Source organism: Rhodoferax sp. U11-2br, assembly GCF_018619435.1.
In the GTDB taxonomy this organism is placed as follows: Bacteria; Pseudomonadota; Gammaproteobacteria; order Burkholderiales; family Burkholderiaceae_C; genus Rhodoferax.
Genome location: NZ_JAHFZF010000006.1, coordinates 115,358 through 129,164, shown reverse-complemented (window position 1 = coordinate 129,164; position 13,807 = coordinate 115,358). Strand labels below are relative to the sequence as shown.

Sequence of the window (13,807 nt, the reverse complement as noted above, 5' to 3'; positions counted from 1 at the left end):
GTTTAGCCTTCCAGCAGCGCCAGTTGCCCAGAGCGCGGCTGGCGCGCGGCGGCATCCAGCTTGAACACGGCCACCATCTCCACCAGTGCATTGGCCTGGCTTCTCAAGCTGTTGGCCGAGGCTGCCATTTGTTCAACCAGGGCGGCATTTTGATGGGTGGTCTGGTCCATCTGGCCAATCGCCTCACCCACCTGGGATACCCCCTGGCTTTGTGCTGAGCTGGCCGCGCTGATGTCCCGCACGATGTCGGTCACGCGCTGAATCGCCGCCACAATTTCTGACATGGTGGCACCGGCGCGGTCCACCAGTTCGGTGCCTTGTTCGACCCGTTGCACACTGGCACCAATCAGCAGCTTGATCTCCTTGGCCGCTTCGGCGGAGCGGCCCGCCAGGGAGCGCACCTCGGACGCCACCACCGCAAAACCACGGCCTTGTTCTCCGGCACGTGCGGCCTCCACCGCCGCGTTGAGTGCCAGGATATTGGTTTGAAACGCAATGCCGTCAATCACCTGGATGATGTCGGCGATCTGGCGCGAGGACTGGTTGATGCCTTTCATGGTTTCAACCACCTGCCCCACCACATCACCCCCTTTGACGGCCACGGAGGATGCCGTCAGGGCCAGTTCATTGGCCTGCCTGGCGTTGTCGGCGTTTTGGCGCACGGTGGACTCCAAGGTATGCATGGACGACGCGGTGACTTGCAAGGCATTGGCCTGGTGCTCGGTTCGGTCGCTCAAGTCCTGGTTGCCTTGGGCGATTTCTGCACTGGCGTTGGCCACATTGCCCGAGCCTTCCCGGACCTGCTCCACAATGGCCAGCAAGCTGGTTTGCATGCGCTGCAAGGCTTGCAGCAGGCGCCCGGTTTCGTTGCTGGAGTCAATCGCAATGTTGTGCGACAAATCACCGGCGGCAATCCTGCTGGCGACCTCAATGGCGTCATGCAGCGGCTGAGTGACTGAGCGAATCAGCCAGACCGCCGCGCCCACGGCCAGCAGCACACAGACGAGCAGGGCACCCAGCATGGCGTAGCGGGCGTTGGCGTAAGTCTCGCCACTGGCCGCCGTTGCGGCGGTAGCTGCGTCGTGTGTCAGGCTGGCCAGCTGGTTCAAAGATGTGTTGAGGCGTGCAAAAGAGGCGGCGGAGTCACCCTCCAGCAACTTTCTGGCGGTGAACTTTTCGCGCTTTGTCGACAGGTCCACAATCTGCAGGTGGATGGTGGTGTAGTTCTTCCATTCCGCCTCTAGCGCCTGAACATGCTGCTGTTGCTCCGTTCCTGTCAGGCGTTGTTTGTAGGCCGCCATGTCGGTGTTGATGGCACCCATGCGCTCCTTCATGGCCTGTTCGGTCTTCGTCATGCCGTTTTCCTCCTGGTTCATGACGTGCTGGGTCTCGTCAATGCGCAGGTTGGAAAAGTTGATCTTGATGCGATTGACCAGCTCCACATCCGGCAATTGCTGCTCGGCGATGTCAACCGTCACCGCGTGCATGGTCTTCATCTGCAACAACGCGATGCTGACAATGACCACCAGGAGGGCAATCAGCAGCCCAAAGGCCACAGACAGACGCGTCGAAATTTTCAAGTTGTGCAGATTTACCATGTCTCTTATTCCTGTTGTCGATGCCAATCAAAGGGGTCATCCACTCTGGGTCGCAACGCAGCACTTGAGCGGCTGACTTCAGCCATCCATCATAGTGATATTGCCCTTGCCATCGACCCACCTGCGTCAAAGAAGCGCGCAACTGCCGAATCTGGGTCAAGACAGGCGGTAGGTTTCCAGATGGATGCTGGTTTCGGTGTTGCTGATGCCTTTGAGCAGGCGGATGCGCTCCAGCACCTTGGCCAATTCCTGCAGACTCTCGGCGCGCAACTCGGCCAGCAAATCCCAGCGGCCATTGGTGTCGTGCAGCTTGGCCACACCGGGCTCACCCAGCAGAGCAGCAATCACCGCACGGGTCTGGTTGCCGTCCACCGCGATGCTCATCCAGGCCGTGATCTGGTCGTGTTGCACGTCCGGACGCAGGCGCACCGTGTAACCCACGATCACACCGTCGTCTTCGAGCTTGTGGATGCGATTGGTCACGGTGCCGCGCGACACCTTCAACTTGAGCGCCAACGCCGCCACCGAGAGCCGGGCATCTTGCCGCAACAGCGACAGCAGTTGTTGATCTGTTTCGTCCATAGTGACAATGAAGTCTGTCAAAACGGCAATTATGTGACGATTTTTCTACAAAGTTGCCGATTGTGATTGTGTGCGTGCCCGGGCAAACTCGTTCTGACCTGATATCAGTTTTTGCGCAGCCCAAAGAGATCCCCCATGAACCTCACCCACACCTCCTCCACACAGCGCAGCAACACCCTGTTTCTCAGCCCGCAAGACGTGGCAAACTTGATCGCTCGCCTGGGGCTGCCCGCCACGTTGCAAGGTTTGGCGGCCACCATCCACCAGGATTTTTTGCGTTGGACAAGTTTTGACAAAGCACCTCGTGTGGCCAGCCACTCGGTCGACGGTGTGATTGAGCTGATGCCGATTGCCGACGACAGCTCCTACAGTTTCAAATACGTCAACGGTCACCCCAAAAACACCAGCAAAGGCCTGCCCACCGTGATGGCCTTTGGTGTGCTGGCCGATGTGGCCACGGGCGAGCCGTTGCTGCTCAGCGAGATGACATTGACCACCGCGCTACGCACCGCCGCCACCTCGGTGGTGGCGGCCCGAGCACTGGCCCGGCCCGACAGCCGGGTCATGGCGCTGATTGGCAACGGTGCCCAAAGTGAATTCCAGGCACTGGCCTTCCACCACCTGCTCGACATCACCGACATCCGCCTGTACGACATTGACCCCCAGGCCACGGCCAAGCTGATGGCCAACCTGCGGGCCAACCCGGATGCTGCCGGTCTGCGCCTGACGCGCTGCGCGAGTGTCAGGGAGGCGGTGCGCGGTGCGGACATCGTGACCACCATCACCGCCGACAAAACCAACGCGGCCATCATCACGACCGACATGCTGGAAGCCGGTATGCACATCAACGGCGTGGGCGGCGATTGCCCGGGCAAGACCGAAATCCACGCCGATGTGTTGCGGGCAGCCAAAGTGTTTGTGGAATTTGAGCCACAAACCCGCATCGAGGGTGACCTGCAGCACCTGCCTGCTGACTTTGCTGTGACCGAGCTGTGGCGCGTGTTGTCTGGCCAGACCGTGGGGCGTGACAACACCACCCAAATCACCATGTTTGACTCGGTCGGTTTTGCGATGGAAGATTTTTCTGCGCTGCGTTACCTGTATGCCCAGGCGCAGGCGCTGCAGCTGGGGGCACCCATTGCCCTGATGGCGCAGTTGAGCGACCCCAAGGACCTGTACCAGCTGATCCGGCCGACAGCCGTTGTGCCCCTGCGCAGCGTGGCCGCCGCCGCCGTTACGGAAGCTTTTTGATGGCCGCCAGCCGACGCTGGATTTGCTGCGCGACGTCACTTTGCATGTCGCGGTACAACAAGGCGATTTCGGTTTCTTTGGCCAGCGCGGCAGATTCGTTGTAACTGACGTCACGCTGCTGCGAAATTTCGGTGTCGGCGATCAGCTCGTCACCTTGCGGGGTGTCCAGCCTGAACTTCACAATCAGCCGCAGTTGCAACTCCCGCACCTGGCCGGATGAGCTCAGCCCCACCACCACTTTTTCGCGCTGTTCACCCAGCACCTTGAGCACCACCTGGGCCTGTGTCAGCGGCGCATCGGCCTCCAGCACCCGCACCGCATTCTTGAAAGAGCGGCGCAACTCCTGCACCAGTGCGCTGCCCGGGTTGGGCTGGATGGCGATGCTGGTGAAGACAAAGTTCTGCTGACCACGCAGCCTGAAGCCGCAACCGGCCAGCAGACCGGCTGCCAACAAGGCCGCGCCCACACTGCGTCGTGACAGGCCCGCAGCTCGTGTTGGAGAGGAAGGTGTTGATGTGAACTCAGCAGGTTTCATGGGAACTCCTTACACCACCAGATTGACCAGACGGCCCGGCACCACAATCACTTTTTTGGGTGCCGCGCCATTGGCCAGTTTTTGGAACATCTCATGGGCGATGGCTGCTTGCTCAATCGTCGCCTTGTCGGCGCTGCTGCTGACCACCAAGGAGCCGCGCAGTTTGCCGTTGACCTGCAGCATCAGTTCGATCTCGTCCTTGACCAGGGCGTTGGGGTCGACCTTCGGCCAGGGCGCATCGAGCAGATCACCCAGGGCACCGGCATAACCCAGCTGTGACCACAAAGCGTGGGTGATGTGGGGTGTGGCTGGGTACAGGCAGCGCAGCAGGATGCCAAAACCTTCGATCAGCGCCACCTGGGCACCGGCGGTTTCCACCGCCTTGAAGTCTTCGAGCGCGTTGATCATCTTCATGGCGCCAGACACCACGGTGTTGTACTGCATGCGCTGGTAGTCGTAGTCCACCTGCTTGAGCACGGTGTGGATCTCCAGCCGCAGGGCCTTGGCCTCTTTTCCGAATTCCACATCATTTAGGCTTGTGGCCCTTGTAGATATTGAGCGAGAAGCTTCCAAATCCATAGTGGTCAATTTGACGCCAAAGTTCCAGACGCGGCGCAGGAAGCGGTAGCTGCCCTCCACCGCGGCGTCGTTCCACTCCAGCGTGGCTTCGGGCGGGGCTGTGAACATGGTGTACAGGCGGGCGGTATCGGCGCCGTATTTTTCGATCAGGTCCTGCGGGTCGACCCCATTGTTCTTGGACTTGGACATGGTGCCCACACCTTCGTAGTCGATGGGTGTGCCCACTGGCAAGTCGTCGACGGCGTTGATCAGGCGCGCGCCAATGACCTTGCCTGCGTCGTCAAACACATGCTCCACGTCGCTCGGCCAGAAGTAATCTTTGCCGCCTTTGTCGTTGCGGCGGCTGTAGATGTGGTTGAGCACCATGCCTTGGGTCAGCAGCTTGGTGAAAGGCTCATCGACCTTGACCAGGCCCAGGTCACGCATCACCTTGGTCCAGAACCGTGCGTAGAGCAGGTGCAGGATGGCGTGTTCGATGCCACCGATGTACTGGTCCATCGGCATCCAGTAGTCCGCACCGTCGGCCACCATCTTGCCGGCATTGGTTGGGTCGCAGTAGCGCATGAAGTACCAGGAGCTATCGACAAAGGTGTCCATGGTGTCGGTTTCGCGCCGCGCCGCTTTGCCGCAGATCGGGCAGGTGACACCGGCGTGGAAAGCCTCACATTTGTTGAGCGGGTTGCCCGAGCCGTCGGGCACCAGATCATCGGGCAGCACCACCGGCAAATCCTTCTCGGGTACCGGCACCGCACCGTGGTCGTCGCAGTGGATGATCGGGATCGGGGTGCCCCAGTAACGCTGTCGGCTCACGCCCCAGTCACGCAGGCGCCAGGTGACTTTTTTCTCGCCCAGGCCCAGGGCGGCCAGATCGGCGGCGACAGATGCGACGCAGTCCTTGAAAGCCAGCCCGTCGTACTTGCCGGAGTGGATGGCAACACCGGCGCCTTTGTCGGCGTACCAGTCGTGCCAGACCTGGTTGTCGAACACCTGCTGCCCAACACCCACCACTTGCTGGATCGGCAAGGCGTATTTCAGTGCAAACGCAAAATCGCGCTCGTCATGCGCAGGCACACCCATCACCGCGCCATCGCCATAACTCATCAGCACATAGTTGCCGACCCACACCTCGACCTGTTTGCCGGTCAGCGGGTGAGTGACGTACAGCCCGGTGGGCATGCCCTCTTTTTCCTTGACGGCCATCTCGGCCTCAGTGGTGCCGCCTTTTTTGCACTCTTCAATAAATGCTGCCAGCTCCGGGTTGCTGGCGGCGGCATGGGTCGCCAAGGGATGTTCTGGCGCCACGGCACAAAAGGTCACACCCATGATGGTGTCGGCGCGGGTGGTGAACACATACATGCGCCCGCCATTTATCAGCTTGCCGTCAGCGCCTTGAATGTCGTGCAGGAAGGCAAAACGCACACCTTCGCTCTTGCCAATCCAGTTCTCCTGCATCAGCTTGACACGCTCGGGCCAGCCCGGCATCTTGTCGCCAGTGACATTGGCCAGCAGCTCGTCGGCGTAGTCGGTGATGGCGAGGTAATAACCCGGAATCTCGCGTTTTTCTACAGTAGCACCGGTGCGCCAGCCCTTGCCGTCAATCACCTGCTCGTTGGCCAGCACGGTCATGTCGACCGGATCCCAGTTGACGACCTGTGTCTTGCGGTAGGCGATGCCTTTCTCGAGCATCTTCAAAAACAGCCACTGGTTCCACTTGTAGTACTCGGGGGTGCAGGTGGCGACCTCGCGGCTCCAGTCGATGGCCAGGCCCATGGCCTGCATCTGCTTCTTCATGTAAGCGATGTTCTCAAACGTCCATTTGGCCGGTGGCACGCCGTTTTTGAGCGCTGCATTCTCAGCAGGCAGGCCAAACGCATCCCAGCCCATTGGCATCAACACGTTGTAGCCCTGCATACGCAACTGGCGCGTGAGCATGTCGTTGATGGTGTAGTTACGCACATGGCCCATGTGCAACTTGCCGCTGGGGTAGGGCAGCATCGAGCAGGCGTAGAACTTCTTCTTGGGCTGGCCGTTGACGTCTAGCGCGTTTTCCGTGACCCGGTAAGCGTCGGTGGACTGCCAATGGGCTTGGGCGGCGGGCTCTACGTCAAGGTGCTGGTATTTGTCTTGCATGGCGATTTGTCTTGGCGGCGGACATGCCGCTCTGGCGGAAGGTGACTAAAAGAGAAGTGTCTGGTACTTACCCCGCGCACGCACAGCGCGCCCGGTGAAACTGACCCGATTTTAGGGTTTGCGTAGCGCGCCCCCGGCAGGTGCCGCTACGGGTGCTGTTGCAGTGGATGTGGTGTTGGCAGGCGTGGCATCAGCGACAAAACCAATGCGGTTGAGCCCGACCTTTTGCGCCGCGCCCATGACTTCCACAATACGACCGTAAGGCACCGCCTTGTCAGCGCGCAACTGCACCTCAGTGTCGGGGTTTGCCTGTTGCGAGGTCGCAAACTGGCGCGCCAGCTCGTCCTGCGACACCGGACGATCATTCAGGAACGCCTGCCCGGCGGCGTCCACCACAACACGCACGGCCTGGGGCACCTCACTGGCTTTGGCGGCGTCGGTTTTGGGCAGATCAAGCTTGATGGAGCTGGCCAACAAAGGCGCGGTGATGATAAAAATCACCACCAACACCAGCATCACGTCGATCAGCGGCGTCATGTTGATGTCGCTCATGGGCTGTGCGCCCGAGCTGCGGTCCAGGCGGCCAAAGGACATGATGATCAGCCCTGATTCACAGTTGCGCGCTGGCGTTGCCCACCAGCTCACGCAGATCGCGGGCAAAACCTTCGAGCTCAGCCTCAATGCGGGCCACAGACCGACCAAGCACGTTGTAAGCCAGCACCGCAGGAATCGCGACCGCCAAGCCAGCCGCCGTCATGATCAGCGACTCACCCACCGGGCCAGAAATTTTGTCGATGGTCACCTGCCCGGCCGTCGCAATACCAATCAGCGCGTGATAAATACCCCACACCGTGCCGAGCAAACCCACAAAGGGTGCGGTGGCACCCACGGTGGCCAGCAGAACCTGGCCGTGTTGCAGCTTCGTCAAGGCCTGGTGCAGGGCGTTGCGCAGTACCCGGGTCAACTGGGTTTGCAGACCGCCGGCTCCGGCCAGGGTGTGAGTTGCTTCAATTTTTGAAGCCAATACCATAGGCAATACAAGGGCTTCACGGTCAAAAGCCTTGATACTCTGGCTGGCGTCGTCGACATTGCCCGCTTGCCAGAAGGCAGCGATACAACGATCCACGTCACGGCTGGCGCGGTGCAGCAACCAGGCTTTCCACAGAATCACTACCCAGCTGCTGACCGACATGGCCAAAAGCAGCAAGGCTACGCCCCGCGCCAAGGCATCTCCCTGCCAGAAAAACTGTGCCAGGTTCATTTCAGATTGAGCACGTCGGCCATGTCAAACAGACCGGAGGTACGACCGGCCAGAAAACGCACGGCGCGCAAGCTGCCCTGTGCGTAGCTGACGCGGCTGGACGACTTGTGGCTGATCTCGATGCGCTCGCCGGTACCGGCAAATAACACCGTGTGGTCACCCACAATGTCGCCACCGCGGATTGTGGCAAACCCGATGCTGGACGGGTCGCGCTCACCGGTGACCCCTTCACGCGCATATACCGCACAGTCTTTGAGGTCACGCCCAAGGGCGCCGGCGATGACTTCACCCATTTTGAGTGCGGTGCCGGAAGGTGCATCGACCTTGTGGCGGTGGTGCGCTTCGATGATCTCGATGTCGTAGCCGGTGGACAAGGCCTTGGCCGCCATCTCCAGCAGTTTGAGGGTCACGTTCACACCCACACTCATGTTGGGCGCAAACACAATCGCGATGTCTTTGGCTGCTTCGGCAATCCCGGCCTTCTGGGCATCGGTGAACCCGGTGGTGCCAATGACCAGATTCACGCCGAGTTCACGGCATACGGCCAAATGGGCCAGCGTGCCCTCAGGTCGGGTGAAATCAATCAGCACATCACTGTTGCTCAAACCCGTGGGCAAATCGGCGGTGATGCTGATGCCGCTGCTTTTGCCCAAAAATGCTGCCGGGTCCAGGCCGATCGCCGGGCAAACCGATACATCCAGGGCACCGCTGAGTTGGCAGTCCTCGGCTTGGGAGATGGCTTCAACCAGCATGCGGCCCATACGACCGCTGGCACCGGCCACACAAATACGGTGGAGATGTAAGTCGCTCATGGGGCCTCGTTAACGCACGCTGTCTTCAAGTGGCGGGTAGCTTGCAGGTGGTGCTGCGACCGGCTTGGTGGGCTCTGCCGCAGGGCTTGTTTTGGCCGGGGCGGCGGCTTTTAAGCTGTCGGGGGACATCTCCAGCACGGGTACTGGCGCGGCCTTGCGATCTGAGTCCATCGATGCCACAAATTCGGCTTCCGTGGGCAAAGGGTCGGCCACGATGCGTACCAGCAGATCGTCTTTGAAGAACACCGTCACCTTGCGGGCCTGGGGTTCCACCCCCTGGCGCTTGAAGGTGAAGACATAGTCCCAACGGTCTGCGTGGAAAATGTCGGTGAGCAGCGGTGTGCCAAGGATATTTTTGACCTGGCCACGTGGCATACCCTCTTTGAGAGCAGCGAGTTGTTCACTCGAGACAAAATTACCCTGGACAATATCGATCTTGTAGGGCCTGACGAGACTGGCCACCCGGTTGCTGGTGCTGTCAAACGTGCCACACCCGGAAAGCATCACGCCAGCGGCCCCAAGTGCACTCCAGCAGACATAACGAACAATGGAATCAAACATAGGACAGGCCGCAACGATATGATGCTTGCATTGTACTGGCAGCGTTTTCAACAATGACCCCCAGCCCAGACGCACCTGCGCGCGAAACCGGAACCTCTGTATGAGCAAGATTGACGAACTAAAAAGCACCGGCCTGAAGGCCACTTTGCCTCGGCTGAAGATCCTCGAAATTTTCCAGAAGGGCACCCGACGCCACATGACGGCGGAAGATGTGTTCAGGGTGCTGCTGGAAGAGCAATCGGATGTGGGCCTGGCCACGGTGTACCGGGTGTTGTCGCAGTTTGAGCAGGCCGAGATCCTGACACGCAGCCATTTTGAGAGTGGCAAGGCGGTGTATGAACTCAACGAAGGCCAGCACCATGACCATCTGGTGTGCCTGGACTGTGGCCGTGTCGAAGAGTTTTTTGACCCCCAGATCGAGCAGCGCCAAAACGCTGTGGCCAAGGAAAAAGGCTTTGCGATTGCCGACCACGCCTTGAGTCTGTACGCACACTGCACCCGTGGCAGCGCCTGCGAGCACCGCAGCAAAACGCGTTAGTTAAGGCGATTCTTCCATCGCTTTACGGTGGCGCTCCACAAACTCCTTGTAGGTGTCCACGCCTCGGATCTGCAAGATGGTGTTGCGCACCGCTGCCTCCACCAGCACCGCGATGTTGCGTCCGGCCACCACCTGGATCACCACCTTGCGCACCGGCACATCGAGCACATCCTGGGTCAGGGGTTCGTAGGGAATGCGTTCGTAATCGCGCTCCATGGTTTCGCGGCGGACCAGATGCACGATCAGTTGCAGCCGTTTTTTGCGCCGCACTGCGGTCTCACCAAAAATGCAGCGGATGTCGAGCAGGCCGATGCCGCGCACCTCCAGCAAATTGAGCAGCAGTTCAGGGCAGCGCCCTTCAATCGTGTCCTGGTTGATGCGGTACAGATCCACCGCATCGTCAGCCACTAGGCCGTTACCGCGTGAAATCAGCTCCAGCCCCAACTCACTCTTGCCCAGGCCGGACTCGCCGGTGATCATCACCCCCAGGCCCAGAATGTCCATGAACACACCGTGCATGGTGCAGCGGTCGGCAAAGTGTTTGGACAGATAGGCCCGCAGCACATCGATCACAAATGCCGAGGAGCCCTGGGTGGCAAACATCGGGATCTGGGCGCGCTCACACATTGACATCAGCGCTTCCGGTGCGGTCTGGCCATCGGCCAGGATCAGGACCGGCGGCTCCAGCGTGACGATGCGGGCAATGCGCCGCAAACCGTCTTCGGGTGTGGCATCCGACAGGTAGGCGACTTCGCGTTCACCCAGAATCTGTACCCGATAGGGGTGGATGTAGTTGAGGTAACCCACCAGATCGGCACCGGAGCGCGCCGCACGGACCGCCAGCTCATCAAAACGGCGCTCGGAGGCGCCCAGCCCGGCCACCCATTCCCAGCGCAGGTTTCCGCGAAACGCCTCAAAGAGGACATCCGCACTGATGACGGTGGGCTTCAAGGTGCTGGTTTAGTTGGACTGGACCGATTGCCAACCTGTGATCAGCCCGTGCAAGTCGGTCACCGTCGGGCTGGTCATCAGCTTTTCGCGCAGCTCTGTATCACTGAGCATCTCTGCGATTTCAGACAGGATTTCCAGGTGTTTCTGCGTGGCTGCCTCGGGCACTAGTAAAAAAATCATCAACCCCACAGGCAATTCGTCCGGCGCTTCAAAAGCAATCGGACGTGCCAGCTGAAACACGGCAGCCATCGGTGACTTCAGGCCTTTGATGCGGCCATGCGGGATGGCCACACCGTGGCCCAGACCGGTGGAGCCCAGGCGTTCGCGCGAAAACAGGCTGTCGGTGACCAGAGCGCGGCTCAGGCCATGGAGGTTCTCGAACAGCAGGCCTGCTTCTTCAAAAGCCCTTTTCTTGCTGGATATGTCCACCTGAACAAGCACATGTTCAGTCGTGAGGATAGACGCGAGTCGGTTCATGATTGGCCCAAATTATGCGCCCGGAAAAATTGGACGCAAAAAAAGCCGCACGCACCAGCGGGCGGCTTGCCGGAGTTTAAATTACATCAGGCGCTTGGCGGCATCGTGATGGTGGGATTGCAACCGGTCTTTGTGGCGAACCACCTGTCGGTCCAGCTTGTCCACCAATTCATCCACCGCCGCATACAGGTCGGAATGGGCGCTTTCCGCGAACAGTTCGATGCCTTTGATATGAATATTGCACTCAGCTTTTTGTCGACGTTCCTTTTCTTTGAGGTTTTCAAGGGTCAGCAGAACTTTGACATCCACAACCTGGTCGAAATGGCGTTTGATCCGGTCGAGCTTGTTGGTGACGTAAGACCGTAACGCGGGAGTCACTTCCAGGTGGTGTCCACTGATTGTCAAATTCATAAGGAGTCTCCTACAGCTTGGTTGAGAGAGTCGCGGGCAAGTTTGCCAACGACAGGGGGGAACAAATTTGAATCCTTGATGACACTATGCCCCGCAGATTAGCTTATTGCAACTATTTCCATGTTGCACTGCAACAGTGTCAGGGCTTGCTGCGTTCGCCTTGTTTTGGCTCACTTCCCGATGCCATAATCCTGAGGTTGTCAACAACCGAAAGCCCCTCTTGGAAACCTACCCTAGTCGGTAGCTTTCGACCCCAAAACACGCATCAGGGGTTGGAAGCCAATCCAATCCCCCCCGCTGATGCTTTGTTTATTTTGGGAGTGAGCGCATGCTCAATATCTTCACCCTCGCCAATGGCCGCCTGTTCCAGGAAGAAATCGAATCCCTGGAAGAGTTGTCGCGTTTCCAACCCATCTGGGTTGACCTCGAATCCCCGACACCGGAAGAAAAACGCTGGATCAAGCAGTATTACGGCCTGTCGATTCCCGAAGACGCGATGGACGAGGACATCGAGGAGTCGGCCCGCTTCTACAAGGAAGACAACGGTGAGCTGCATATCCGCAGCGACTTTTTGGTAGCCGACGACGCTGAGCCGCACACGGTGCGGGTGGCCTTTATCCTGAACACCGACAACGAAGAACTCAAAAGCAAGGGTGTGTTGTTCTCGATCCACGACGAAGACGTGCCGGTGTTCCGGCTGCTGCGTATGCGTGCCCGGCGCGCACCGGGCTTGATTGAGGACGCCAAAGAGGTGTTGCTCAAGCTGTTTGACGCCGATGCCGAGTACTCGGCCGACACCCTCGAAGAAATTTACGACGAGCTCGAAAAAGTCAGTCAGAAAGTGCTCTCGGGCGACCTCACCGACGCGCTGGCGGGTGAGGTGCTGGGCGCGATTGCCCGCCACGAAGACATGAGCGGGCGCATCCGCCGCAATGTGATGGACACCCGCCGTGCGGTGAGTTTCATGGTGCGCAGCAAGATGCTCAACGGTGAGCAGTTTGAAGAGGCGCGGCAGATTTTGCGCGACATGGACTCGCTTGACTCCCACACCGCGTTTCTGTTCGACAAGATCAACTTCTTGATGGACGCCACCGTGGGTTTCATCAACATCAACCAGAACAAGATCATCAAGATCTTTTCGGTGGCGAGTGTGGCCTTGCTGCCACCGACCCTGATCGCCAGCATCTACGGCATGAACTTCAAGTACATGCCTGAACTGGACTGGACGGTGGGTTACCCATATGCCCTGGCGCTGATGGTGGCCAGCGCGCTGGGGCCGATGTGGTACTTCAGGAAACGCGGCTGGCTCAAATAAGAAGTTGGACTCTGGCCCTTATTTAATAAGGGCTGGTCGCTATTATTTTGGCAGTGACTGCATGAACTGCGACACCACCGCCAAGGCATAAGGACTGGCCACCTGCTGCACAAAGGCCGAGAAATCCATGTGGGCGTCGGCATCCGCCCGGTCGGAGATGGTGCGCATCGCTGCAAACGGGACGCCATAGTCAAAACACACCTGGGCCACGGCGGCGCCTTCCATCTCCACGGCCAGCGGCAAATGGCCCGCTGCCTGCAAGTCGGTGCGGATCTTGTGCACCGTCAAGGGGTCGCACACAAACTGGTCACCACTGGCAATCAGCCCGCTGTGGACCGCCGCATTTGCCAGCAAGCTATCACGGTGAAAATGGTCGCCAACCCGCGCCAATCCTGCGTGGACTGCTTCAAGCAACAGAGCCGATAGGGCCGCATCACAGTCCAGGGTGGCGCGGCCATAGAGTGGGATCTCAAAGCGTGGGAACAGCGGGCCGGAGTCCATGTCATGCTGGATGAAGGCGTCGGCCACCACCACGTCACCCACCTTGACGCCGTCCCCAATGCCACCGGCCACACCGGTAAACAGCACCCGCTCGACACCAAAGGCCTCAATCAACGTGGCTGTGGTGCTGGCGGCGGCCACCTTGCCAACCTTGGACAACACCAGAACCACCTCGTGGCCTGCCCACTGCCCGCACCAGAAAGTGCGCCCGGCACGTACCCGTTTGGTGGGTTGTTGCAGTTGATCCAGCAATCCTTTTTGTTCGTCCAGCAGGGCACTGACGATGGCAAGTGTTGTCAACGGAA

The 13,807-nt window shown here is 59.4% G+C and carries 15 protein-coding genes; 3 read left to right on the top strand and 12 right to left on the bottom strand.

Going from position 1 to position 13,807, the window contains the following annotated elements; translation table 11 throughout:
- Nucleotides 1-2: 2 nt before the first annotated feature.
- Together KKO72_RS21245 and KKO72_RS06020 are read right to left on the bottom strand one after the other, a co-directional pair.
- The gene (locus KKO72_RS21245) at nt 3-1,598 is read right to left on the bottom strand and encodes a methyl-accepting chemotaxis protein (protein ID WP_214936445.1); all 1,596 of its coding nucleotides are present in this window, start codon (nt 1,596-1,598) and stop codon (nt 3-5) included.
- Between the two features lie 156 nt (nt 1,599-1,754).
- On the bottom strand, nt 1,755-2,180 hold the full coding sequence (locus KKO72_RS06020) for an Lrp/AsnC family transcriptional regulator (RefSeq protein ID WP_214936443.1): 426 nt from the start codon (nt 2,178-2,180) through the stop codon (nt 1,755-1,757).
- A gap of 135 nt (nt 2,181-2,315) precedes the next feature.
- On the opposite strand from KKO72_RS06020, the gene KKO72_RS06015 reads away from it, so the two are divergent.
- Nucleotides 2,316-3,431, top strand: coding sequence for an ornithine cyclodeaminase (locus KKO72_RS06015; protein WP_214936441.1), 1,116 nt, complete (start codon nt 2,316-2,318; stop codon nt 3,429-3,431).
- Here the strand turns inward: KKO72_RS06015 and lptE are convergent.
- From lptE to bamE, 6 genes are all read right to left on the bottom strand, one after another.
- Nucleotides 3,415-3,912: an LPS assembly lipoprotein LptE gene (lptE, locus tag KKO72_RS06010; RefSeq protein WP_214936537.1), complete on the bottom strand. Its 498-nt coding sequence runs from the start codon at nt 3,910-3,912 to the stop codon at nt 3,415-3,417. The genes KKO72_RS06015 and lptE overlap by 17 nt on opposite strands.
- A 63-nt stretch (nt 3,913-3,975) precedes the next feature.
- The gene (gene leuS / locus KKO72_RS06005; RefSeq protein ID WP_214936439.1) at nt 3,976-6,675 is read right to left on the bottom strand and encodes a leucine--tRNA ligase; all 2,700 of its coding nucleotides are present in this window, start codon (nt 6,673-6,675) and stop codon (nt 3,976-3,978) included.
- 111 nt (nt 6,676-6,786) lie between these two features.
- Nucleotides 6,787-7,269 carry a biopolymer transporter ExbD gene (locus KKO72_RS06000; RefSeq protein ID WP_214936436.1) on the bottom strand — a complete coding sequence of 161 codons (483 nt, stop codon included), beginning with the start codon at nt 7,267-7,269 and terminating at the stop codon, nt 6,787-6,789.
- 16 nt (nt 7,270-7,285) lie between these two features.
- Nucleotides 7,286-7,936, bottom strand: a complete 651-nt coding sequence (locus KKO72_RS05995) for a MotA/TolQ/ExbB proton channel family protein (protein WP_214936434.1) — start codon at nt 7,934-7,936, stop codon at nt 7,286-7,288.
- Nucleotides 7,933-8,748 carry a 4-hydroxy-tetrahydrodipicolinate reductase gene (gene dapB / locus KKO72_RS05990; RefSeq protein WP_214936432.1) on the bottom strand — a complete coding sequence of 272 codons (816 nt, stop codon included), beginning with the start codon at nt 8,746-8,748 and terminating at the stop codon, nt 7,933-7,935. Before dapB ends, KKO72_RS05995 begins: the two co-directional genes overlap by 4 nt.
- Before the next feature lie 9 nt (nt 8,749-8,757).
- Nucleotides 8,758-9,309: an outer membrane protein assembly factor BamE gene (gene bamE, locus KKO72_RS05985; protein ID WP_214936430.1), complete on the bottom strand. Its 552-nt coding sequence runs from the start codon at nt 9,307-9,309 to the stop codon at nt 8,758-8,760.
- Between the two features lie 100 nt (nt 9,310-9,409).
- Here bamE and fur point away from each other — a divergent pair, with 100 nt between their 5' ends.
- Nucleotides 9,410-9,847 (top strand): ferric iron uptake transcriptional regulator, encoded by a 438-nt coding sequence (gene fur / locus KKO72_RS05980; RefSeq protein ID WP_078364655.1) that lies wholly within the window; start codon nt 9,410-9,412, stop codon nt 9,845-9,847.
- Here the strand turns inward: fur and hprK are convergent, their stop codons facing one another.
- The 3 genes from hprK to hpf form a co-directional block, all read right to left on the bottom strand.
- Nucleotides 9,848-10,798: an HPr(Ser) kinase/phosphatase gene (gene hprK / locus KKO72_RS05975; RefSeq protein ID WP_214936428.1), complete on the bottom strand. Its 951-nt coding sequence runs from the start codon at nt 10,796-10,798 to the stop codon at nt 9,848-9,850.
- 9 nt (nt 10,799-10,807) lie between these two features.
- On the bottom strand, nt 10,808-11,275 hold the full coding sequence (locus KKO72_RS05970) for a PTS sugar transporter subunit IIA (RefSeq protein WP_078364653.1): 468 nt from the start codon (nt 11,273-11,275) through the stop codon (nt 10,808-10,810).
- 81 nt (nt 11,276-11,356) lie between these two features.
- On the bottom strand, nt 11,357-11,686 hold the full coding sequence (gene hpf, locus KKO72_RS05965) for a ribosome hibernation-promoting factor, HPF/YfiA family (RefSeq protein WP_078364652.1): 330 nt from the start codon (nt 11,684-11,686) through the stop codon (nt 11,357-11,359).
- A gap of 328 nt (nt 11,687-12,014) precedes the next feature.
- Here hpf and corA point away from each other — a divergent pair, with 328 nt between their 5' ends.
- A complete protein-coding gene (corA, locus tag KKO72_RS05960) occupies nt 12,015-13,001 on the top strand; it encodes a magnesium/cobalt transporter CorA (RefSeq protein WP_214936426.1) in 987 nt (328 codons plus the stop codon).
- A 42-nt stretch (nt 13,002-13,043) separates the two neighbouring features.
- On the opposite strand, the gene KKO72_RS05955 is transcribed toward corA, so the two are convergent.
- Nucleotides 13,044-13,802, bottom strand: a complete 759-nt coding sequence (locus KKO72_RS05955; protein WP_214936424.1) for a 5'-methylthioadenosine/adenosylhomocysteine nucleosidase — start codon at nt 13,800-13,802, stop codon at nt 13,044-13,046.
- Nucleotides 13,803-13,807 lie beyond the last annotated feature (5 nt).